Source organism: Vibrio sp. CDRSL-10 TSBA, assembly GCA_039696685.1.
Classification (GTDB): domain Bacteria; phylum Pseudomonadota; class Gammaproteobacteria; order Enterobacterales; family Vibrionaceae; genus Vibrio.
Genome location: CP155565.1, coordinates 148,254 through 171,646, shown reverse-complemented (window position 1 = coordinate 171,646; position 23,393 = coordinate 148,254). Strand labels below are relative to the sequence as shown.

Sequence of the window (23,393 nt, the reverse complement as noted above, 5' to 3'; positions counted from 1 at the left end):
GAGTTGTTACCGGCTGTCCTGCCATTCTTCCATTGTGAGATCTCAGTAAAGTTTACCAGTGAGATCCCTCTAAAGGTGACTATCGAGCTCCGGATAAACGTTCCGACGGAACAACAAATTGCGACAGGTTATCAATTTTGTCCAGAATCACCACTTGCTGATAAGTGGTACGGTTACGCTGGTTGAACGGTTGCAACTGATAGGTAGTGACGCCAGCCAGCACTCCCGCTTCGACCCCTTTGGCGGTATCATCGACGTAGACACACTCGTCGAGTCTGAAACCCATATTCATCGCGCAGTAACGAATCAGGTCCGGCTCTGGTTTCCAGCTGTTGGCTTCGAAGGCAGAGAAAATACGCCCTTTGAAATAAGGCAGTAATCCGGCCAGTCTCAGGGCAAATTCGATACGCTTGGATGGCGCGTTTGAAGCAACGCAAAACTCAACCTGATGGCGTTTGAGGGTGTCGAGCAAATGCACAGCCCCTTCCATCGGCTGCAGTTTCGCGAATCAACAGGCGTTTAACGGCCCGGCGATAGCGTGACTCAAGCAGGGTGAGATCAGCACTCATCCCGACCAGTTCGAGGGTGGAGTTCAGAATCTCGGCAATTTTCCCGCCAGCGAAGTGAGCGGCCACATCTTCAAATTTGAGTTCAACTCCCAACTCGTTGAAAATGTTAACTAATGCCTCACAGCACAGACGTTCACTATCGACCAGAGTACCTTCACAGTCGAAAATAACGCAGTTAGTTTTTTTGTCAGACATATACGCTCCCTTTTTTGAGCAGTGTATCGTCAGACTGTGAAGGAGAGATGATCGATTGAAGGAAATGAAACCGCTCTCACAACTGTAAGATCAATTTCGCAACCAAGGTCACTTTTTGACCATTAAGAATCGTTTCTGTCTTGGCGCTGAAATACAACCCGACTAGCGTTGCCAATAAACTTGGCCGCTAAATTCATGCGCCTGACGCCATTTTGCCAGCACTGCTAGGGCAAATTCTTTTTCAGCACCAAATGGTTGCGAGTTCTTCACCACGATATCGGACAAAAGAACCTGGTTATCTTGCTCAGTGAGAATGGCCGCTGCCGCTGGCTGACCATCGGCAAAGCCAAGGTAAAGCGAACAGGGTTGTGAATAGATAATTTGCGTAAAAAACTCAACCAGCAGATTTTGCTGCTGTTCAGAATCAAACTGGGTTGCTTGCAGCAGTGCGAACATAATCGTCAGCCGATGAAAATCGACCAAATAGATATCATCCAGCGCCACATCAGGCCGCGGCTCTGAAACACTGAGCTCTTCAACCTGACGTGATTCAATCAGCGCCTGATACAGCGAGCGCCCCTGCAGGCTTTCCGCTGTCGGGTATTCGACGTCTACCTGGCTCCACAGCCATTTATTTTTGCTATCAACAATTGGAAGAGATGACTGGATCATAAGACCTTACTTCTTTTTATAGGACAATACATCATAAGCTGGCCAATCATCTCACACGAGGCGGGACAGTAAGCGAAGCGTCGTAGGCTGCAGTTTATCACAACTCAGACCGGTCTTTCATAAAACCTCGGTCTTGTGGAAAAGATAACAGCACAGCCCGATTCTCACCACATGGCTCTGTCATTCTCAACACATGCTGCTATCATATTTCCAGCGAAAACAGTTGGAATAATAATATGATCAAGAAATTAGCAGCGGTTGCCCTGTGTGCTCTGGTATTGGCCGGTTGTGACCGTTTCCGAAGTCGGTGATGTCAGTCTGGGGCTGTTCACCACAAAAGACATTAAGCTTAATAATTTAACTGACCCCTTAGTGCCAGGGGTTACCTGTCACATCGCCAGTATTGAGGCCGATTTAAGCCTGGCTGACCCGTCCGATTCATCGATTGCCTGTCGTCAGACCGGAGAGATTACTCCGGAGATGATTGCGCAGATCGACAAATCCAAATCCGGCGAAGTCGTATTTCGTAAATCGAAAAGTATTTTCTTCAAAACGATGAAAATTCGTCGTATTTTCGATGAGCAAACCCAGACATTAATGTACGTGTCTTACTCAACCAAAGAAACCTCAGGCAGCTTTAAGCACAGCCTGTCGACCGTTCCGTTGTGGGGAACAAAAGCTTACAACGCGTTTCCGGCCGAAACATCGCAATAATCAGATGTAAACACAATAAACCGTTGTAAACACAATATCCCGAAACAACTTGGAGTTGCAGCCAAACCGCTGCAGCTTCAAGTTGGAAGGGGATCAACAGGTGCAACACAAACCGGTAACGCACTGTGCCACTAAAACACAAGCATCACGTAACCCGGCTGGATTTGCGTGATGCCTACCAAGAAATGAAATGTAAAAATGAAACTTCTGAGAATTTTTTGTGATATTATTCGCGAAATTTTCCCATTTTGCCCACTTAACCGATGAAGTTTCCTGGACAACGCAAATCTAAACACTATTTCCCTACCAGCACCCGTGATCCTTTGGTCAACCAACTGCGTGAAGCGCCAACCAGGCACCGCCCGACGATTGTTGGTATCGGCCAGACCATGGTGGATATCGAAGCCAAAGTGGATGACGAGTTCATCGCTAAATACAACCTGAGTAAAGGTCACTCTCTGGTACTGGAAGAATCACGTGCCGAAGCTCTTTATCAGGAACTGGCAGAACGTAATCTGATCACCCACCAGCATCCTGGAGATACCATAGGGAACACCCTGCACAACTACTCGGTACTGGCCGACAGCAAATCCGTACTGCTTGGTGTGATGTCAAAGAACATCGAAGTGGGCTCTTACGCTTACCGCTACCTGTGCAGTACATCGTCCCGGATGAACCTCAACTACCTGCAAACCGTCGATGGTCCTATTGGTCGCTGCTACACCCTGATCTCAGAAGACGGTGAGCGTACTTTTGCTATCAATGAAGGTCAGATGAACCAGCTGCGTCCGGAAAGTATTCCGGAACAAGTATTTGAGAAAGCCTCTGCTTTGGTTGTCTCATCTTATCTGATGCGCGGCAAACCGGAAGATCCAATGCCAAAAGCGGTACAGCGTGCGATTGAACTGGCGAAGAAAAACTCGGTTCCTGTCGTGCTGACTCTCGGCACCAAGTATGTGATTGAAGGTAATCAGGACTGGTGGCAAGAGTACCTGAAAGAGAACGTCACGGTTTCTGGCGATGAACGAAGATGAAGGCGAAGCACTGACCGGCTTTAGCGATCCGCTGCAAGCCGCAGACAAAGCGCTGGACTGGGTCGATTTGGTGCTATGCACGGCAGGGCCAATTGGCCTGTATATGGCTGGTTATGTGGAGGATGAGGTTAAACGCAGCACCGAACTGCCTCTGCTGCCAGGCCATATTGCTGAGTTTAACCAGTATGAATTCAGCCGTGCGATGCGGCAGCAGGATTGTACTCATCCGGTTCGTATATACTCACACATCGGCCCGTATCTGGGTGGCCCGCTGAAAATCAAAAATACTAACGGAGCTGGTGACGGCGCATTGTCTGCATTACTGCACGACATGGCAGCAAATAGCTACCATCTGAATAATGTACCTAATTCAGCCAAGCACGATCGCCATTATCTTACCTACTCATCGCTGTCCCAGGTGTGTAAGTATGCCAACCGTGTCAGTTATGAAGTACTGACTCAGCACTCTCCTCGCCTGTCGCGCGCTCTGCCTGAGCGTGAAGACAGCCTGGAAGAAGCGTACTGGGATCGTTAATATCCTGAACATGACTTAAACTGGCACGACTTCAGTGCCAAATCATGACAAAAGTACATGAAAAAGCGGCTCTCGGGCCGCTTTTTCTGTTTTATCCCTGTCATTATCAGTCTGTACTATTTGGTTTTCTCAAGCGGGTACTCACTGGCAATAGTTGATGTAAGATAGCAATCCAGTGATAGATAAAGATGATATAAATCATAACCTTAGTTTATGATGGCTAACGTCCGGAAAAACACATACAAATAAAATCGGTAAGATAACAAACTAAGCGCCTTATCAGGCTTATGACATCACTGCAATTTCACAATTGAGACATTGCTCCATAAACGTTATCATGGTTGCATAAAGCTAATAACAACCTCAAAACGTTTAGTTTTGCCTTGTCGCTACTTCAGTAGCCATTTTAATCGTTAAGCTCGAATCAATACGATTCTTAAAAGAGCCAGGTACATTTGTTATGCCATTGACGCAGGGACTGTCCCAAGGCACGAATCCTAACCTCACAGATACCCAGAAAACTCGTCTGGTGCATATTTTTGATATCGCCAGTGAAGGTATTTTTCATATGGATGATCAGGGCAATTTAACCTTTTATAACCCTGATTTTTACCACCAATTTGGTTTTAGCGCTCATACTATTCAATTGGAAGAATGGTACGCTATTGTGCACCCGCAAGACCGCGCCATGCTGCAAAAACGCGTTGTAGAACATATCCACATGCGCGAACAAGTCACGACACAGTACCGGGTACGCCGAACCAATGGTCAATACATCTGGATTGAAGGCATCGCCGTCAACAGACAATTGAATGGCGAGCATTTTATGGTCGGTTATCACCGTGATATCTCTGACCAGAAGTTGATGGAGACCTTCCTTAACCAGGCCGCTTACTACGACAGTATTTCCGGCCTAGGCAACATGGCCAAACTGCTCCGGGATATTGAGGTTGCAAAACAGAATCCTGACGCTGAAAGTACGCTGATTTATCTGCAGATCGACGACATTAAATCCTACGAGAACCAGTACGGCAGTGAAGTGAATGAGCATGTACTGCAACATGTTATTGAGGCATTAAACGGCATTCGATGTGAAGACGGCGAGTTTTACCGGGTACGTTTCTGACGATTTTGCCATTCTGCTGCACCGCACCGAGGGTGATGCCGCACTGCGCAGTTTGTGTCAGGATATTTTGCAGCGCTACACCACTTCGGTTCAGGAACAGGGGCACCTGTTCGGCAACCACGTTAGCATCGGGCTTTATCCGGCGTTCAGCCGCACCGACACAACAGAGGAAATCGTCAATATTGCCTCGCGTACTTGTCAATATGCGCGCGAAACCAACCGCTCGCGGATAGAACTCTATAACGGTAAAACGCAAAAGCGGGTGGATCGTCACTTCTTCATTGAACGTGGTCTGAAAGAGGCACTGAGTTCACGCTCTCTGTCGGTAAAATTTCAGCCAATCCTCAACGCCCAAACTGGCCAGGTTTCCAGCTTTGAAGCTCTGGTACGCTGGCGCTCCAAAGAGTTCGGAGAAATATTTCCGGACGAGTTTATTCCGGTGGCAGAAAAGAAAGGCCTTATCAGTGAAATCGGTTATCAGGTGTTTGGCAAAGCGTGCGAATTCATCGAGCGCTATAACCGGATTAATGGTCTGAGTATTCGGGTCAATATTAACGTTTCAGTTCTTCAACTACTCAACACCGCCTTCCCTTCCACGATTAAGAAGATGGCCGAGGAAGCGGGAATTTCACCGCAGTCTATTGTGCTCGAGCTGACGGAAACCGTCATTCTGGATGGTAATAAGAATGCTCTGGAGCAATTAGTGACGCTTAGCAATATGGGGTTCCAACTTTCTCTCGACGATTTTGGCAGTGGTTTCAGCTCGATTAACAGCTTTTTTGATCTGCCGCTTAATCAGATCAAGATCGACCGCTCAATGGCGACTAAAACTCTGACGAATCAGTCATCTGAACAATACCTGCAATTTATTATTCAGCTCTCGAAAAGCAAAGGGGTTGATATTGTCATCGAGGGAATAGAAACAGGAGCCATGTACCAGAAATTTAAGGCAATGGGCGCCTCCTACCTGCAAGGGTACTGGTTTTCCAAACCGCTCTCTCTCGCCAGTGCCAGCCGTTATACCTTATCGAGCAACCTTACACTAACTAAGGACTAAGTTGTGAGGTAACTCTGATAAACCTGGTACGTCACAAATCGTTCATCGGATTCGAGTAGATTTTAGTGACTTTGCTCCATATTATCGCCGAAACATAAGGAATTGTTTCAGCGTATGATCCTCAACCAGACTCCCCTTTCGACTTCGTCATCATTTCATCTCGAAGTAAAATGCCTGCTGCTTACGCTGGTGATGATTTTTTTGGTCAATACGCCGATGCGCTTTGTCAAAGCAGATAAGCAGGCAGATTTTAGCATGCAACTCAGCACGTTGCAGGACACCTTACTGCTCAAACGTAATATCGCTGACAACTTTCTTGCTCTGGCTGAGACCCAAATGGCAGCCAACTATTTCAGCGATCCGCAGCCGTTTCCTTGATGTGTCTACCCAACTTCTCAGCGCGCAAAGCCTGGTTAAATCGATCAACATCATCTCCACCCAAACCAATGATTCACGCTACGCCAAATTAATTGAGCAATACAACCCTTATTACTCCAGCAACCTGAATCAGCATCAGATACAACGGGTTATCACGCCGCACTCCCAACTGCTCACTGAGTTCAAAGCCATTTATCAAGGTGTTCGTCTTATCGGCTACCTGGTACTCGAAGTTAAACTGAGCGAACTTTCTGAAGTCTCGCGTCAGGATGTCCTGTTACTGGGTAAAAATGGCACTGTCTATTCAAGTACTGAGCCCGATATCAAAGCCACGGATTTGATAGAAAACCACTATCCCCAGGCCTGGCGTGATCTGCAACTCAGCAACCGTAACGCCGGCATCATGGAGTATGATGATGTCAGTTTTATTTACCGTAAGTTTGAGCTGTTCAGTAATCAAACCAGTTATCTGATCAAAGTGGTTGATAATCATGAACTGGTACCGCCCTATTTTTATCTGTTGCTAATCCTGGGCAGCATCACCGCCGGGATAAGCCTTTACTTGTACCGGGTACGAAAAGACAAACTGGAGCTGAGTAAAATCACCTATACCGATGAACTGTCTGGTTTGCACAACCGCCACTATCTGAAAAAAGTGAGCGCTCAGTTCAGTGCCGGGCAAGGTCACTACGTCTGTATTCTCGATATCGACCACTTTAAAGCAGTGAACGACAAATACGGACACGATATCGGCGATCAGGTAATCAAACGCGTTTCCGCTGTGATAAAAAGCCGGATAAGAATCAGTGATTATGCATTTCGTTTTGGCGGTGAAGAGTTTGTTGTTGTAGTCAAAACCGAATCGGCGCAGCAGGCTATCAAAATTTTTGAGCGCATCGGAGAAGATGTCGCCCGTTTTGTCCAACAGCCAAACGTGACGATTTCGGGTGGTGTCTGGCCAGTGAACGACTCACTTGATGAAGCACTAAAGCAAGCAGATCTCTTGCTATATCAGGCCAAGCAGAATGGTCGCAACCTGATCCTAAGTCAGGCAGCATAAACAACAGTCATCAACTGTGAATGATACATAAAAACGCCCGGTACAAAGACCGGGCGACAGGTTGTTGATCTCGGTATAGCCACTCCAACCTGCTTAGGCAGAAACACTCTCACGGCTGCGCCACACGATAAGGCTAGCAAGTAAAGCCAATAACCAAGGGCCAAGCGAGCCCCCGCCACCGCTGCTTGCTGAAGCAGTAATACCTGATGTATCGTCCGGATCAAAGGTCCCGTCCAAGTAAGCTCGGCGTTTTGTATCAGTGCCTACAAAATTGGCAGTCTCATTACCAGCCAGAAACACTGTCAATCCAGGTACTGTAATCGTACACTTCGGTAAATACCGAAGTCACATCAGATGTTGTAAAGCCATTACCACACGTTGACGGGCCAAAACTGGTAATGCCAACCTGTACTAAGTTACCACTATCATTCCAGTATACCGGCCCCCCTGAGTCTCCTTGACAAGTTCCACTGGTCAAGGAGGTATTCGGCGTAGTGCTGATGCCTTTAAAACAGATCTGTTTATTGGTCAACGCAGACAAATCATCGTTACACGTGCTATTGGAAACATAGTTCATGTCCGCGTATTGCAACTGCGTTGTGCCATCTGCCCCTGTAATGGTATTGCCATGCCCGACAATCTGGAACTCTTCATCGTTGGTATCATTGTCGACGCCATCTGAACCTAAGCGATAGGCCTCACTACTAGGCAGAGACACCGTCCCCTGGGAGTTCAGCGAGGACTCCAGCTCAATGATCGCAATATCATTCGGCCACAGACTGGACTCTGAGTCCTGGAAATTCGGATGGATAAAAAACTGCTCTGCGCGCACCGTCGTTACTGAGGAGGGAAAATCACTTTCATCATCAGTCTGTCCCACGACTGCAAACAGCATATATTCATAATTTAGCTCACCGTCATCGTCGTACAAGCAGTGTGCTGCAGTTAACACATGGGTAGAGTCAAGCACAGTTGCACCGCAGAAAGCGCGCGTACCGTAAATTCCGTCAAATTCGATACGGTCGTAAAACAGACTGGCAAACGATGCGTAAGCCGAAATGGTAGTGTTTTCACCATTAACAATATACGTACTGACTTCCGACTCTGCCTGCGCGTTTGTCCAGAACCCCAATGAACTCAGTAGTGCAGTCGCGGCTGCCCATTTTTTCATATAACTCATCCTTTAATGACCACTTTCAAACAGGACGTTGTAAGAGAACCTTTAGCATAAGGCATTTTTTATTATTATCCCAAATATGAATGTTATTCAGCAAAAAGCAAACGGCCCTGCAATATGCAGGGCCATTTTTATAAAAGAGAGCAAGACCTCGATTTAGGTGTATCAGTCAGCAACTTCCAGTGAAATAACCAACTTTACTCACACCATCATACTAAATCATGGTTAGCCACGGTAATAACGCTGTGGAACAAACGGAAGTTTTTCAACCAGCATTGGCAGCATTTTACCACGTACCTCAGCAAACACTTCAGTACCGATGTCAGCCAGATCAGCGCGGACATACGCCATTGATACCGGCTTGCCCGCTGTCGGGCCTGCCGTACCACTGGTTACCGTGCCGATTGCCGCACCGTCTGCATCAAACAGCTCAGTACCTTCACGTACCGGGGCTTTAGTCTGACCAACCAGACCAACACGTTTACGCGCCACATCTTTAGTTACGATCTGCTGCAGAATAAATTCTGCACCCGGGAAGCCGCCTTCGCGTGCTCCGCCCTGACGGCGTACAGGCTGAATCGCCCATAGCAGGCTGGCTTCAACCGGAGTCGTGGTTTCATCCAGTTCATGGCCGTACAAACACAGACCACATTCGAGACGCAGTGAGTCACGCGCGCCCAGACCAATCCATTCCACTTCTTCAAAAGCGGTCAGCGTACGGGCAAATGCCTCTGCCTGGTCAGACGGCACCGAAATTTCGTAGCCATCTTCACCTGTGTATCCGCTACGGCTGATAATGCAGTCGACGCCATCGATACTGATTTGCTGCACATCCATAAAGCGCATCTCTGCCAGCGCAGGCTGCAGACGAGCCATCACCTCAGCCGCTTTCGGGCCCTGAATTGCCAGCAAAGCACGATCTTCGATGATTTCCATCTCAACACCGGCCGGCAAATGAGCATTCAGGTGAGCGATGTCCTGCTCTTTACACGCTGCGTTGACGACAACAAACAGATGATCGCCCAAATTAGCAACCATAAGGTCGTCGAGGATACCGCCTTTTTCATTGGTAAAGAAACGCGTAACGCTGCTTGCCTTGTGGCAGGTCGATGATATCAACCGGTACCAGAGTTTCCAGAGCGACCGCCGCGCCTTCACCACGTAAACGAAGCTGACCCATGTGAGAAACATCAAACAGACCCGCCGCTTCACGGGTATGGAGGTGCTCTTTTTTCACGCCCAAAGCGTATTGCACCGGCATATCATAACCCGCAAAAGGCACCATTTTGGCACCAACTTCGACATGAAGTGCGTGTAACGGTGTAGTCAAGAGTTCTTGTGTCGCATGTTCCTGAGTCATTTTTCTCTCCATATAGCCAGACTCCGTTTTGAGTGTAGCCACTAATTACCCGACATGATTGCTGTATTAACCCTGCATCATTGCAGGCCAAACAATATGCCGTTGATTGCACTCCATCGGGTGAGCTTTGCGCAATCATTGCTAAAAGTTTCCGTGCAGGAAAACGTGTTTCCTATAGTAAACAAGCATGCGCCACTTTGACTGAATTAACAAGTTCCAAACAGCGTGAATTGTCATAATTAACAACTCAATCACATTATCGGAGCCCAATAAAAACGCCGCAGTGACGGGTTAATCATCACTGCGGCGTATTTTTGTTTAAATCTCAGCAAAAAGCAAACGGTTGCTTTCACTATAGGAAACTTTTTGTTGTGGCTATAACTTCTGTATTAACTGATTATTTTGCCGTCACCCAAAGGATTTGTGCATCCTCTTCACTCAGTGAAACCAGCATATGTCCCATGTTGGCATCGTAGTAAACACTATCTCCTTCTTCCAGAACCACCGGCTCGTAGAAACTCAGAGTAGAACATCACTTTACCTTCCAGAATTAACAGAAACTCCTCGCCATCGTGACGAACCCAGTCACTGTATTCTTCAAAACTGCGGGCACGGATACGGCTTTTAAACGGCATCATTCTTTTGTTCGACAACTGGGTTGCCAACAGCTCATGCTCGTAAGTTTGGGTCGGATGCGGTTTACCTTGATCTTTCTTGGTGATATCGCGACGACCGCTTGCAGTCATTTTCTTAGGCGGTTCAAATAGTTGCGGCATATCAATCTGCAAGCCATTCGCCAGTTTCTGCATTGCCTGAAACGTCGGTGAAATTTGCTCGTTCTCGATCTTGCTTAGCGTTGAGCGCGCCAGGCCAGTACGCTGACTGGCTTCTTCCAGTGTTATACCCAGCTTGGCACGAATATCTTTAATTCGATGTCCCAGCTTTAACGGTTCGATGTGTTGCTCGCCTACTTCCTTGGCCAGTGTCAAAGATGGGTACTCATCATAAATGTCTTCAGACATGCTTTCCCTCGATTATCTATCCTTCCTGTATCAGAAACGCATTGTTGCACGAAGCGACTGGTTGATTAAAGACCACAATTGGAAATAAAGCGTGCTTCACATAGCAAAAACGACATCCGTGTTTCCTATAGGAAATTTTTGATTGATTGTTCACACAGCAAAGAGTATGTTACATCCATGTTAGATGTAGAGATGCAGCTTACCGCCTCCGGATGGAATGGATTTAACATTTGGTAGCGGGTTTTGCCCTGGTTTTTGGGGCTTCTACCCAGACAAAATAGCGCCGGACAGGATGATAAAAGCAGCTAACCAGCAGGTTGCTCGGTTTGACCATTTTTCAATCTCAACGCCGGAACGCCAGTCAGATGGGTAGGTGATTTAGGGAACAATCCACTTAAGCAGGGTTTGGCGTGAGCCAGACCGTTTAAAAGGACCGACGAGCAGCACGACGCGCCAGGCTCGTCAGATTATTGGAAGGTCATCTACTATGAACGCCAACGCAAATAAAGCTTACCAAAATCATCGCCTGGAGAGCTTCTTCTCCACCAATCTTGCTGCTACTGACGACGCAGTATTTGCCGGCATTCAGGATGAATTCGCCCGTCAAAACGAACAAATTGAACTGATTGCTTCCGAGAACATCGTTTCTAAAGCAGTCATGCAAGCCCAAGGCACCTGCCTGACCAATAAATACGCTGAAGGTTATCCTGGCCGCCGTTACTACGGTGGTTGTGAGCACGTTGACAGCGTCGAAGCCATCGCCATCGAAACGCGCCAAGAAACTGTTCAATTGCGAATACGTAAACGTTCAGCCGCACTCTGGTGCTCAGGCAAACGGCGCAGTGATGCTGGCTCTGCTGCAACCGGGCGATACCATCATGGGGATGTCGCTTGATGCCGGTGGCCACCTGACGCACGGCGCCCGCCCGGCTCTGTCTGGTAAATGGTTTAACGCAGTGCAATACGGCGTAAGCCGTGACAGCATGGAGATCGACTACGATCAAGTGCGTCAACTGGCACAAGAAAATCAACCAAAACTCATCATTGCCGGTGGCTCTGCTATTCCGCGCACCATTGATTTCGCTCAATTCCGTGCAATTGCCGATGAAGTCGGCGCGCTGCTGATGGTCGATATGGCGCACATTGCCGGCCTGGTCGCAACGGGTGCGCATCCAAGCCCGCTGCCATTTGCCGACGTGGTGACCACCACAACTCACAAAACACTGCGCGGGCCGCGTGGCGGCATGATTCTGACCAACCACGAAGAGATCATTAAAAAGATCAACTCAGCAGTATTCCCTGGCCTGCAGGGCGGTCCGCTGATGCACGTTATTGCGGCGAAAGCGGTCGCATTTGGTGAAGCATTGGGCCCTGAGTTTTCGACCTATATTGATTCAGTGATCAACAACGCAAAAACCTTAGCAGAAGTATTGCAAACTCGCGGCTGTGACATCGTGACCGGCGGGACCGATACCCACCTGATGTTGGTTGACCTGCGTCCGAAAGGCCTGAAAGGTAACCTGGTCGAGCAGGCGCTGGAACGTGCCGGTATCACATGTAACAAAAATGGCATCCCTTTTGACGAAGAGAAGCCTATGATTACTTCTGGTATCCGTTTAGGTACACCTGCGGGCACCAGCCGTGGTTTTGGCAGTGAAGAGTTTAAACAAATCGGTGAGTGGATTGGCGACGTGCTGGATGGTCTGGTCGCAAGCCCGCAAGGTAACCCGGAAGTGGAACAACGTGTTCGCAAACAGGTTAAGGCGCTATGCCAGCGCTTCCCGCTCTACCAATAAATGACCGTTTAGCCGTCATTTAACGCTCTATTAGCTCTACTGACTAATGTAGCGCGCGACAAAATAAATAAGCATGATGCGGGCACAGTCCCTGCATCATGCCATTGAACAAAGAAGTAAAGTTGTAAAAAACCGTCGTTAGATTTGAAAGCAGACTGCCTGTTGGCACTCTGCCTGAACAACAGTTAGCTTAGCCGGAAACTGAGTGTCGTATCCCGAAGAACCACCCCGCGACACAATTGGGAAGGCTGCAATTTAGAGATATATTTTGGAGATAATGCAATGGACAAAACACTGAAGTTTACAGATAGCCACGAATGGGTACGTGATAACGGTGACGGTACCGTAACCATCGGTATTTCTGAGCATGCACAGGAAATGCTGGGTGACGTCGTATTCGTTGAACTGCCAGAAGTGGACAGCGAATGCGAAGCTGGCGAAAGCTTCTCTCTGGTTGAATCTGTAAAAGCAGCTTCAGACATCTACGCACCGGTAAGCGGCGTGATCGTAGAAGTGAACGAAGAGCTTCAGGACAGCCCTGAGCTAATCAACGAAGAATCTTACGAAGGCGGTTGGATCGTTAAAGTAAAACTGTCTGATCCATCTGAACTGGACGACCTGAAAGACGCTGAGGAATACCTGAGCTCTATCGAAGAAGACTAATCGTCTCTGGTTATCAAGTCGCCCTATGGGCGGCTTTTTCAAAACCGCCCAGCCCGAAACGGCGGTTCTGTACCCGGCTCAGTAAAGCGCTCGCGCCAGTTGCTCCGGGTAGAAAAGGTAAAGGACAATGACAGAATTACTTCACAGCCTAAGCACACAAAATGAATTCGTTGCTCGCCACAACGGTCCAAATGCTGATGATCAGCAAAAAATGCTTAACACTATCAAGGCAGCCAGCCTTGACGCTCTGATCAAAGAAACCGTTCCAGCCAATATCCGTCTGGAAGCGCCAATGAATCTGGCCCCGGCTCAAAGCGAAGCCGACATGCTGAACGCAATGAAAGTGTTCGCAAATCAGAACCAGATCAAGCGTACCTACATCGGTCAGGGTTACTACAACACCTTCACTCCAAACGTTATTCTGCGTAACGTTCTGGAAAACCCAGGCTGGTACACAGCTTACACCCCATACCAGCCAGAGATCTCACAAGGTCGTCTGGAGTCTCTGCTTAACTACCAGCAGATGGTGATGGACCTGACCGGCATGGAAATCGCGAACGCGTCCCTGCTGGATGAAGCGACTGCCGCCGCTGAAGCGATGGCTCTGTGCCACCGTGCCGGTAAGAGCAAGAGCAAAGTCTTCTTCGTGGCAGACGATGTTCACCCGCAAACAATCGAAGTGGTGAAGACCCGCGCAGGCTTCCTGGGTTTTGAAGTGCAAATCGGCGCAATCGATTGCCTGGCAGAACAAGATGTGTTTGGCGCTCTGCTGCAATACCCAAGCACCACAGGTGAAGTGCGCGATCTGACCGACATCATCGAAAAAGCACACGCTAACAAAACCTTAGTCACGGTTGCGACTGATCTGCTGGCCAGCACCCTGCTTAAACCAGCCGGTGAAATGGGTGCAGACGTCGTGATCGGTTCAGCTCAGCGATTCGGCGTACCTATGGGTTACGGCGGTCCGCATGCGGCGTTCATGGCAACGCGTGACGCGCACAAACGTACCATGCCTGGCCGTGTTATCGGTGTGTCTATCGATAAGAAAGGCAACCAGGCACTGCGTATGGCAATGCAGACCCGTGAACAGCACATCCGCCGCGAGAAAGCGACGTCGAACATCTGTACTGCACAGGCGCTGCTGGCAAACATGGCTTCGTTCTATGCGGTATTCCACGGTGCTGAAGGCCTGCGCACTATCGCTCGCCGTACTCACCACATGACTGCAATTCTGGCCGCTGGCCTGACTAAAACGGGCTTTGAGCTGGCACACAACAGCTTCTTCGATACCATTACTCTGAACAGCGGCAGCAACACTGAAGCGCTGTACCAGAAAGCACTGCAGGCAGACATCAACCTGCGTAAACTGCCAGAGCAACTGGGTATCAGCCTGGATGAAACCACCAGCGTGGCTGACGTTGAAGCGCTGTTTGCAGTCTTCGGCGTGACGGAAAGCGTGACCGCGCTGTCTTCAGCCATCGAGTCGAACGAATTCGCAGCAATTCCGGAAGATTGTCGTCGTACGTCATCGTACCTGACTCACCCGGTATTCAACACGCACCACAGCGAAACGCAAATGATGCGTTACCTGAAAAAGCTGGAAAACAAAGACTTCTCACTGACCCACGGCATGATCCCGCTGGGCAGCTGTACCATGAAACTGAACGCGGCCGCCGAGATGATTCCAGTAACCTGGCCGGAATTCGGTTCTATCCACCCGTTCGCACCAAAAGAACAGGCAGCCGGTTACGCAGCCCTGGCCAGCGATCTGAAGCAAAAACTGTGTGAAATTACCGGTTACGATGCATTCTCACTGCAGCCAAACTCAGGTGCGTCAGGTGAATACGCTGGTCTTATTGCTATTCAGCGTTACCACGAAAGCCGTGGCGAAGGTCACCGTAACGTGTGCCTGATCCCAAGCTCAGCGCACGGCACCAACCCTGCAACCGCCTCAATGGTATCGATGAAAGTGGTCGTGGTGAAATGTGACCAGAACGGTAACGTCGACATCGACGATCTGGCAGCCAAGATCGAGAAACACCAGGACAACCTGTCAGCCATCATGATCACCTACCCTTCTACCCACGGTGTGTATGAAGAGCAGGTACGTAAAGTGTGTGACATGGTCCACGCAGCGGGCGGCCAGGTTTACCTGGACGGCGCGAACATGAACGCTCAGGTCGGTCTGACTTCTCCGGGCTTCATCGGCTCTGACGTGTCGCACCTTAACCTGCACAAAACCTTCTGTATCCCGCACGGTGGCGGCGGTCCGGGTATGGGTCCTATCGGTGTGAAATCACACCTGGCGCCATTCCTGCCGGGCCACATTGAAGGCGGTGTGGAAGGTTCTGACTTTGCAGTCGCAGCAGCTGACCTGGGCAGTGCCTCTATCCTGCCAATCTCGTGGGCTTACATAGCGATGATGGGCGCTGAAGGCCTGACTAAAACAACCGAAGTGGCTATCCTGAACGCGAACTACGTGATGGAACGCCTGCTGCCGCACTACCCGGTTTCTGTACCGTGGTGCTAACGGCCGCGTCGCACACGAATGTATTATCGATATCCGTCCGCTGAAAGAAGAAACTGGCATCAGCGAAGAAGACATTGCTAAACGTCTGATGGATTACGGTTTCCACGCGCCAACCATGTCGTTCCCGGTTGCCGGCACTCTGATGGTTGAACCAACCGAATCAGAAGACCTGGCAGAACTGGATCGCTTCTGTGACGCGATGATCGCTATCCGCGAAGAGATCAGCAAAGTTCACGCCGGTGAATGGCCGCTGGAAGACAACCCGCTGGTAAACGCTCCGCACACCCAGGTTGACCTGGCAAGTGACGAGTGGACTCACCCGTACTCACGCGACATCGCCTGCTTCCCGTCTAAGCAAGCGAAAGATGCCAAGTACTGGCCAACGGTAAACCGCGTGGATAACGTGTACGGCGACCGTAACTTGATCTGTTCTTGCCCGAGCATTGATTCGTACCAAGACTAAGATCATTTGCCATCAAATTGAAAAGGCGAACATCCGTTCGCCTTTTTTGTGTCCGCGCCCTACCCAATTCGAAGCCTGATTACGGGTACGAACGCATATTAAATGCACTATTTGGGTCGTTTGTACTCATTCCGTTGCTGGTTTGGATTGAGCAACGGAGCGCATCAAAGAGAACAGGATCATCCTAACTTGCTGATTTTTATAGCTAATAAAATTTAGTTCCGAAATAAATATCTATTCTATTGATATCGTGTATAGTGTCGGCAGCTCTAACAGTGAGCTATTGATAAATTATTTAGTTCAAGATCTTCTCAGTTGTTTTTCGATCCAATTCGTCATATCTACTCTGCGATAACTTTTTCTTCATTCCTTATTTAGTAGCTTTCTTTTTAACTTAATCAATCTATCGAGATATATATGTCTAATAAAACAACTGGTCTAGTAAAATGGTTTAACGAAACAAAAGGCTTCGGCTTTATCACTCCAGACAATGGCGGTGCTGACCTGTTTGTTCACTTCCGTTCAATCGTGAGCGATGGCTTCAAGACTCTGTCTGAAGGCCAAAAAGTATCGTTCGACGTAGAACAAGGTAACAAAGGCCCACAAGCGGCGAACGTTACTCCAGTATAAAGATTTCAGTAAAGCTCTTGCCTCTAGGCGAGAGCTTTCTGTTCAATATCTTCTTCATCACAACAGACCTCTTGGTCATCAGTGACACATCGGCCAGACAGCGATGTTTCAAAACGCCCTATCATCCGACCCCAAAGATATGCCCAGTTCTTTGACTTAAATTTTCATTGATGAGTTGAACAATCTTGGTGAAATAAGACATTCCCGGGGAAGAATTTTCGGTCATTTTCTATTCAAATGAATGAAGCGTATTGAGCTTGCAGCAACCATCAGCTGACAACACCTCTGCGATGTTCTAAGACAAGTAGCTTGGATAACAGCCAGAGCGCATTGATCAGACAAGAAAATGCTGAGCATATTTTGTGTAAACAAAACAAGCTTGGCGATTTATAAGGAAGAGTGACATGAGAAAGCCAGTCAAAAAATCGGGCAAAAAAATCCAAAAAAACAACTTTGAAGAACGCTTTGCGCAGATGGCCGCGGAATACCAGGCAGCAAAAGAAGTGCTGGATGCGATGGATGCAGGTACTGCTGAGCATGCCGCTCAAAAGAAAGTCTGTGATAAGTTATTCGCAAGCGCTGAACGATACATCAATAAGTTCTAAATTTTTACCGCGACTTAGCCACATTCAGGCTAAGATCTCCCTCCGCTTATTTCTGTTACCGGTATTCATCCCAGCCAAGCCTTGCGCAGAAATGCGCTAAAGCGCTTCACTACCAATGTTGACCATACTCTTCGATCAGGAGGTCAACATGAGCAAATCCCTTCCTCGACGCACTTAAGTGGCGTTTAGAGCGAAACGACAGTCCCCTTTTGGCTTTTATTGATTAAATGTCTCAAACCTATCATAATTTTCAGTTGCTGAGCCCGCTTGCAACTGTGGCGGACTCTCACCACTGCCGATAAGTCATGAAATCAGATAACGCGGTTATCACTTGATCTTATTGACATAATGAATAATTATTGAGCAACAAGCGTTGTCGTACTTATCCACCTAAGAGAGTAATGCTATAAAAGCCTATAAATTTAGCCGATGGTCTTATGGTTTATTAACCGTAGCGTACATTTTCTTTTCTTATACAGTCATCACTCTGACGACTGATAGGTTTATTGGCAACCAGGTCCAGCAAGAAAAAGAAGCCATCCAACACGACATCGCTTTAGTCAGATACAGTATCGAGGCTAACATCTTTCGCGACACCTACCTGGCAGACAGCTTCGCTTCCGTGGTGGCGCTCGATCCCCAATTCGCTACCCACAACTGGAACAAAGTAGGTGAGCAATTCCTGGCCAAAGCGCAACTGGTCAGAAACATAGCTTTAGCGCCGAACGATGTAATCCATTACGTTTACCCATTGCAAGGCAATGAGAAAGCGATTGGACTGGATTTCAGAACCGTCCCCCACCAATACAGAACCGTGCAAATCGCCAGACAGAATAAGAAAGTCTTCCTGGCAGGGCCGTTAGAACTGGTCCAGGGCGGCAAAGCCATTATCGCCCGCTATCCGATATTTACCGATGTCCCTTACAATACCGAGTATTGGGGCGGTCTGAGCGTGGTAATTAGCTACGACAACCTGATCGCCCTGTCCAACCTGCACAATGTGAAAGGAGCGGACATTGCTCTAGTTGCCAACGGCCATGATGGTTTCGAGAAAAGATTGATTGAAGGTGATGAAGCCACTCTGTCGGATTTTGACATCAACTATCCTATAAGCCTGCCTAACGGTAGCTGGACTCTGTTTGCCAAATATAAAGACCTGAATGAAATTGAGAACATAAACAGCTTCAAGAGTCTGTTTATAACACTCGGCACCATTACTTTTGCGGCCGGTTATCTGCTCGTCGTATTTTTTATCAGCAACTATTTCCGTGCGCAGAAACACTCTTTGCAGGATGACCTCACCCATTTACCGAACCGCCGTTATCTGTTTAACGAGCTTAACCGCATCATGTCGAAAGGCGGTGCTAACATTGCGTTTACGGTATTAAATATCGACCTCAACAAGTTCAAAAAAATCAACGATACCTACGGCCATGAGGCCGGTGATGCCGTGTTAAAACACACCGCAATGTTGTTACAAAAATCGACCCGTTCAGCGGACTTTATCTCCAGAATGGGCGGAGACGAGTTCATTGTCATTCTGCCACGCATGCACAACCCGGATGATGTCGAGCAAGTGATTGATAAAATCCAACGTTCAATCAAGACCTCACCACTGCAATGGCAAAACGAAGAGATCCCGTTATCTTCAAGCGTCGGGTTTCTATACATTCAAAGGAAAAGCGAATAAATCGATCATTAACGAGATTCTGTCCAAGGCGGATAAAAGCATGTATCAGAACAAAGATGAGATGCGAGCCAACAATCAGATCTGAACTAGTATAAATCAGGTATAACCCACTGTACCCGCAGTTCGCTTGCCTGGGCTAATTCGCGGTTTCTCGGACTGAACCAGATTGTTTCATCCCATCTCTCCTCGCGGATCGGTTGGCGCTTGCGGTTGGGGTTGTGAACAGCGAGCGCGAGCAGTAGACTTACGCTCGCTATAACGCCTGCCTTTGTGTCAATCTCACTTAAAAATGTGCTGTGTTTAGCCAATCAGAAACGTCCGGTTTAGCGATATCACAGAGTCAATATCAACCTTTGATTACGCTGCCGTAAATCGATATTTAATTTTGATGGAGATAGATCATGGACAACGGTTGGGGTAATTTCTTTCCGTACTTTGCTGGTGCTCTTAAGATTATAGTTACAGCAATTGGAGCCTACTTTGCGATTAAGTGGCATTTTGATGAAGATCGGCGAGTGAAGGAAGCTGCAGGCGTGGTATTTGAACCACAGAGCTTCAAGAAAAAGCTGGCCAAGATGCTGGCGATCCCGGTCATTCTGACTCTTCTGATCGCCATAACGATTTATGCCACGAAACTGGGTACTTGACGCTTGATTAAAGGGATTATTGAGACGCTCGATGTCCTGAAGGTAAAACAAAAGAGACTAAAACATAAACTATGCCATTTACTAAGCTTCCTCTAAGTCAACAACTAGTTGCTGCCCTGCCCGCTACGTTTAACGTACCAACAGAAATTCAGACACTCGCCATTCCTGCGATACTCAATCAACAGGATGTGCTTGCAATCGCTCAAACAGGAAGCGGCAAAACATTTGCTTATGGATTACCTCTCTTAGAGCAAATCAGCGAGAAACCATCTCATTTCCAGGCTCTTATCCTGGTTCCTACCCGCGAGCTTGCGACACAGGTCAATGACGCGCTTTGTTTGGTATCTAAAAACATAAATGTGAAGTCTGTTTGTATTTGTGGTGGCGTAGATAAAGAGCAGCAGAAAGCCGAACTTGATCTGGGCCCTGACATTATTGTCGCGACACCCGGCCGACTGCTTGAGCTATTAGGCGAGAGCGCGTTCGATACGAGAAATATAAGCAAGTTGGTTCTCGATGAAGCCGATAGAATGTTGGATATGGTTTTTTGGAAAGACGTTCAGCGCATTATTGAAATGCTACCGGAACAGCGTCAGACCCTAATGTTTTCGGCCACCTTCCCTGAGCCGCTCGAAAATAAGGCTAAAACCTTACTGAATTCCCCTGTGTTCATTCAGGCCCATGGAAATGCGGAAAAAGCAGAAGCGATCAAAGAGGAGCTGTATTTAGTCAATAAAGGCAGTAAAACCAACGCGCTTATTGACCACATAAAGCAAAACAACTGGCGCCAGGTATTAGTATTCATCGGAACCAAAGATAACGCTGATGCATTATGTAAGAAGCTGAACAAGGCGGGGCTTTCCACTGCCGCATTGCATGGAAACAAAGATCAGGCTGAAAGAGAAGCCACTCTCAATCTGTTTAAAGAGCAAAAAGTGGATGTTCTTATCGCAACTGATTTACTGGCTCGTGGTATCGATGTGGAAAATTTACCGGTAGTGATAAACTTTGAGCTGCCATCAAACGCAGAAGTTTACGTGCATCGAATCGGTCGTACTGCGAGAGCTGGCCAGAAAGGAATCGCACTGTCTCTGGTTTGCCATGGAGAGGCTGAATATCTGGACGCAATCAGAAAAGCTACCCAGCGTAAACTTCCGCTAAACGAGCTGGACGGTTTCCCTGTCACCGACAAGCCCTCTACTGGTGAAAATAAGCGTGCTCCGAGGGATAAACAAGCTAATCGCAGAACTAATCAGAAAAAAAGTATCAAGCAATTTCAGGGCAAGCCCAAACGATAACTAAATGGCGTGATTTATAGACATCCTTTCAACCATACTGGATCTCTATAGGCAAAGAAATGCAGCAAAGATGACTATGGTGGCAGCTATATGTCATCTTTGTAATCAAGTTAGGTGTCGCTAATAAGTCCCGTCAATTTACCTCGGTGGTGATGGTAATGACAAAATCGCTTGGTAATTAAGGCACGACAGAATCGCTCCGTGATCACAGGCATTCCAAGCCTGTCGCTGAGACTGATATGGACAATTACGAGTTACACACCATAGGATAGTCGGATTATTCCTAATATTGCACCTAGGCAATTTAACCCGATCTGAGTGGCCAAGATCTTTCGGCCACTACATCTGGCACTAATCGTATTAAAGTAATTTGAAACCACGCTGTTCTATAGTTTGACGAAGTTTTTCTCTCCCTCCCATATAGCTCATGTCTGTAGCAGCAAAGCAAACAGCCTCTTGCCAAGTTTTTATTTTCATACCCTGTTCGGTACGAAAATTGAGTATAGCTTCTTCATACCCATCTAGATACTTAACATATTCACCCGGCTCATATTTGTTATAATGTAAAACCATGGGCTGTGCTGGACGTGGACGTATAGAACTGGCTCGAGATGGATCTGGTTTTCCCACAGCCATACCAAATGTCACAAAACTATAAGGTGGAAGATTAATCATTTCTGCCAGCTCTTTAGCTGCATTGCGCATTACACCAAGAAACACGATACCTAACCCCATAGATTCAGCAGCTAAAGACGCATTTTGTGCCGCTAAAGCTGAATCAATTGAAGCCATCAGAAATGAATCTAAGTAATCAAGTACAACCGGATCGCCTCCGTGCTGTTTGGTTATCTCTTCAGAGCGAGACAAGTCAGCTACCCAAAGTAATAAAGCAGGAGCTTCTTCTATCCAAGGTATTCGATCTGTAGGAACGGTGGCCGCAATAGTATCAGCAATCAGTTGTTTCAATTCTGGTTTTGTAACAGCGACAAGGCTCCATTGATTTAGTGCTGAAGAATTTGATGCAGACTGAGCAGCAGCAACCATAGTTTCAAGTGTACCTTCTGGTAGACCTTCAGGCAGAAAGGTTCTCACAGAACGGTGAGTCAACATCGTTTTAACTTCAGGAGTCCATTGTATGTTATCTGGCTTTTGTTGTGAGCCATATCTCTGCTGTAGTAGTTCTTCATCTTTATAAAGTGACATTTTCTTTATCCCTAGTTCATTGAAGATGCTTCTACAATAACTATCATTATTGGTTAGATAAACGCGCTAATCATGACATGATATTCCATAATCATGTACAATTGATAAAAAGAGAACAGATAGACTTATGGATCAACTACTAGCGATAAGAACGTTTCAAAAGATTGCTGAATGCCGCTCTTTTACCAAAGCAGCAGCTCAGCTCGACATGCCTAGATCAACCGTTAGTAAAGCTCTAATAGATTTGGAAGAATACTTAGGTACAAAGTTGATTCAACGAACAACGCGCTCTGTAACGCTTACTGTCGAAGGGATAGATTATTACAATCGTGTTAATCAGTTGATGTCTGCACTTGATGAAGCTGACGAAGCCTTAATGGGTATGAAGTCAACTGCTAAAGGTCGATTAAGAGTAGATGTGTACTCATCATTAGCTACTTTTGTTTTATTCCCCATGCTGGATGAATTTAGGCAACGTTATCCAGATATTCAGTTAATCCTAGGGAGTGGTGATAGACCAGTAAATCTAGTCGAGGAAGGCATAGATTGCGTGATTCGAGCTGGTAAACTGGCAGATTCATCGATGATAGGAAAAACGATTTATAAAGATAAACTAGTTACCTGTGCAAGTGCTAAGTACATTAAACAATTTGGCATGCCTGAAAGTAGTGATGAACTAGAAAAATCGCATCAGATTGTTGGTTACATTAGTGCAAACAATGGCGAAGTTCGGCCTATGATCTTTAACAACAATGGAGTTGAAAAGCGAATATCGAGGTTTAATATTGCTACAAATGATAGTGCAAGCTATGTAAATTTTATTTTGAGTGGTTATGGAATTGGACAAACTCATGCTTCAGTTGTTAGTAATCTATTGTTCTCAGGAGAATTAATTCAGGTTTCTTGCTCGTGAAACAGATGGCGATGTTCCTATTTCTCTGCTTTACCCTCCAACAAAACGTCTAAGTG

At 47.3% G+C, this 23,393-nt stretch carries 12 protein-coding genes and 8 pseudogenes; 14 read left to right on the top strand and 6 right to left on the bottom strand.

Annotated elements, in window-relative coordinates; all coding sequences use genetic code 11:
• Positions 1 to 79: 79 nt before the first annotated feature.
• Both ABDK09_00855 and ABDK09_00850 read right to left on the bottom strand, forming a co-directional pair.
• A pseudogene (locus tag ABDK09_00855) lies at positions 80 to 764 on the bottom strand (HAD-IA family hydrolase).
• A gap of 162 nt (positions 765 to 926) precedes the next feature.
• On the bottom strand, positions 927 to 1,436 hold the full coding sequence (locus ABDK09_00850) for a hypothetical protein (protein XAW88019.1): 510 nt from the start codon (positions 1,434 to 1,436) through the stop codon (positions 927 to 929).
• 236 nt (positions 1,437 to 1,672) lie between these two features.
• On the opposite strand from ABDK09_00850, the pseudogene ABDK09_00845 reads away from it, so the two are divergent.
• From ABDK09_00845 to ABDK09_00825, 5 genes and pseudogenes are all read left to right on the top strand, one after another.
• Positions 1,673 to 2,150, top strand: a pseudogene (locus ABDK09_00845) (CreA family protein).
• Between the two features lie 263 nt (positions 2,151 to 2,413).
• A pseudogene (locus ABDK09_00840) lies at positions 2,414 to 3,719 on the top strand (inosine/guanosine kinase).
• 460 nt (positions 3,720 to 4,179) lie between these two features.
• A pseudogene (locus ABDK09_00835) lies at positions 4,180 to 5,902 on the top strand (EAL domain-containing protein).
• A gap of 114 nt (positions 5,903 to 6,016) precedes the next feature.
• Positions 6,017 to 6,280, top strand: coding sequence for a hypothetical protein (locus ABDK09_00830; protein XAW88018.1), 264 nt, complete (start codon positions 6,017 to 6,019; stop codon positions 6,278 to 6,280).
• A 1-nt stretch (position 6,281) separates the two neighbouring features.
• Complete coding sequence (locus ABDK09_00825; GenBank protein XAW88017.1) at positions 6,282 to 7,340, top strand: diguanylate cyclase; 1,059 nt, start codon at positions 6,282 to 6,284, stop codon at positions 7,338 to 7,340.
• Positions 7,341 to 7,623: 283 nt separating this feature from the next.
• Here the strand turns inward: ABDK09_00825 and ABDK09_00820 are convergent, their stop codons facing one another.
• From ABDK09_00820 to ABDK09_00810, 3 genes and pseudogenes are all read right to left on the bottom strand, one after another.
• Complete coding sequence (locus tag ABDK09_00820) at positions 7,624 to 8,511, bottom strand: serine protease (GenBank protein ID XAW88016.1); 888 nt, start codon at positions 8,509 to 8,511, stop codon at positions 7,624 to 7,626.
• Between the two features lie 231 nt (positions 8,512 to 8,742).
• Positions 8,743 to 9,889: pseudogene (gene gcvT / locus ABDK09_00815) on the bottom strand (glycine cleavage system aminomethyltransferase GcvT).
• Between the two features lie 385 nt (positions 9,890 to 10,274).
• Positions 10,275 to 10,899, bottom strand: a pseudogene (locus ABDK09_00810) (XRE family transcriptional regulator).
• A 487-nt stretch (positions 10,900 to 11,386) separates the two neighbouring features.
• Between ABDK09_00810 and ABDK09_00805 the strand changes: the two are divergent.
• From ABDK09_00805 to ABDK09_00770, 8 genes and pseudogenes are all read left to right on the top strand, one after another.
• Positions 11,387 to 12,695, top strand: a pseudogene (locus ABDK09_00805) (serine hydroxymethyltransferase).
• A 282-nt stretch (positions 12,696 to 12,977) separates the two neighbouring features.
• Positions 12,978 to 13,358, top strand: coding sequence for a glycine cleavage system protein GcvH (gcvH, locus tag ABDK09_00800; protein ID XAW88015.1), 381 nt, complete (start codon positions 12,978 to 12,980; stop codon positions 13,356 to 13,358).
• Positions 13,359 to 13,485: 127 nt separating this feature from the next.
• Positions 13,486 to 16,351: pseudogene (gcvP, locus tag ABDK09_00795) on the top strand (aminomethyl-transferring glycine dehydrogenase).
• A gap of 417 nt (positions 16,352 to 16,768) precedes the next feature.
• Positions 16,769 to 16,981: a cold-shock protein gene (locus ABDK09_00790; protein XAW88014.1), complete on the top strand. Its 213-nt coding sequence runs from the start codon at positions 16,769 to 16,771 to the stop codon at positions 16,979 to 16,981.
• A 404-nt stretch (positions 16,982 to 17,385) separates the two neighbouring features.
• On the top strand, positions 17,386 to 17,586 hold the full coding sequence (locus ABDK09_00785; protein XAW88013.1) for a hypothetical protein: 201 nt from the start codon (positions 17,386 to 17,388) through the stop codon (positions 17,584 to 17,586).
• A 622-nt stretch (positions 17,587 to 18,208) separates the two neighbouring features.
• Entirely contained in the window at positions 18,209 to 19,276 is a 1,068-nt protein-coding gene (locus ABDK09_00780) for a diguanylate cyclase (protein XAW88012.1), read from the top strand.
• A 401-nt stretch (positions 19,277 to 19,677) separates the two neighbouring features.
• Positions 19,678 to 19,923 (top strand): hypothetical protein, encoded by a 246-nt coding sequence (locus ABDK09_00775; protein ID XAW88011.1) that lies wholly within the window; start codon positions 19,678 to 19,680, stop codon positions 19,921 to 19,923.
• A 71-nt stretch (positions 19,924 to 19,994) separates the two neighbouring features.
• Positions 19,995 to 21,221, top strand: coding sequence for a DEAD/DEAH box helicase (locus ABDK09_00770; GenBank protein ID XAW88010.1), 1,227 nt, complete (start codon positions 19,995 to 19,997; stop codon positions 21,219 to 21,221).
• A 360-nt stretch (positions 21,222 to 21,581) separates the two neighbouring features.
• On the opposite strand, the gene ABDK09_00765 is transcribed toward ABDK09_00770, so the two are convergent.
• On the bottom strand, positions 21,582 to 22,424 hold the full coding sequence (locus ABDK09_00765; protein ID XAW88009.1) for a nitroreductase family protein: 843 nt from the start codon (positions 22,422 to 22,424) through the stop codon (positions 21,582 to 21,584).
• Positions 22,425 to 22,551: 127 nt separating this feature from the next.
• On the opposite strand from ABDK09_00765, the gene ABDK09_00760 reads away from it, so the two are divergent.
• Positions 22,552 to 23,337: a LysR substrate-binding domain-containing protein gene (locus ABDK09_00760; GenBank protein ID XAW88008.1), complete on the top strand. Its 786-nt coding sequence runs from the start codon at positions 22,552 to 22,554 to the stop codon at positions 23,335 to 23,337.
• Positions 23,338 to 23,393: the final 56 nt, after the last annotated feature.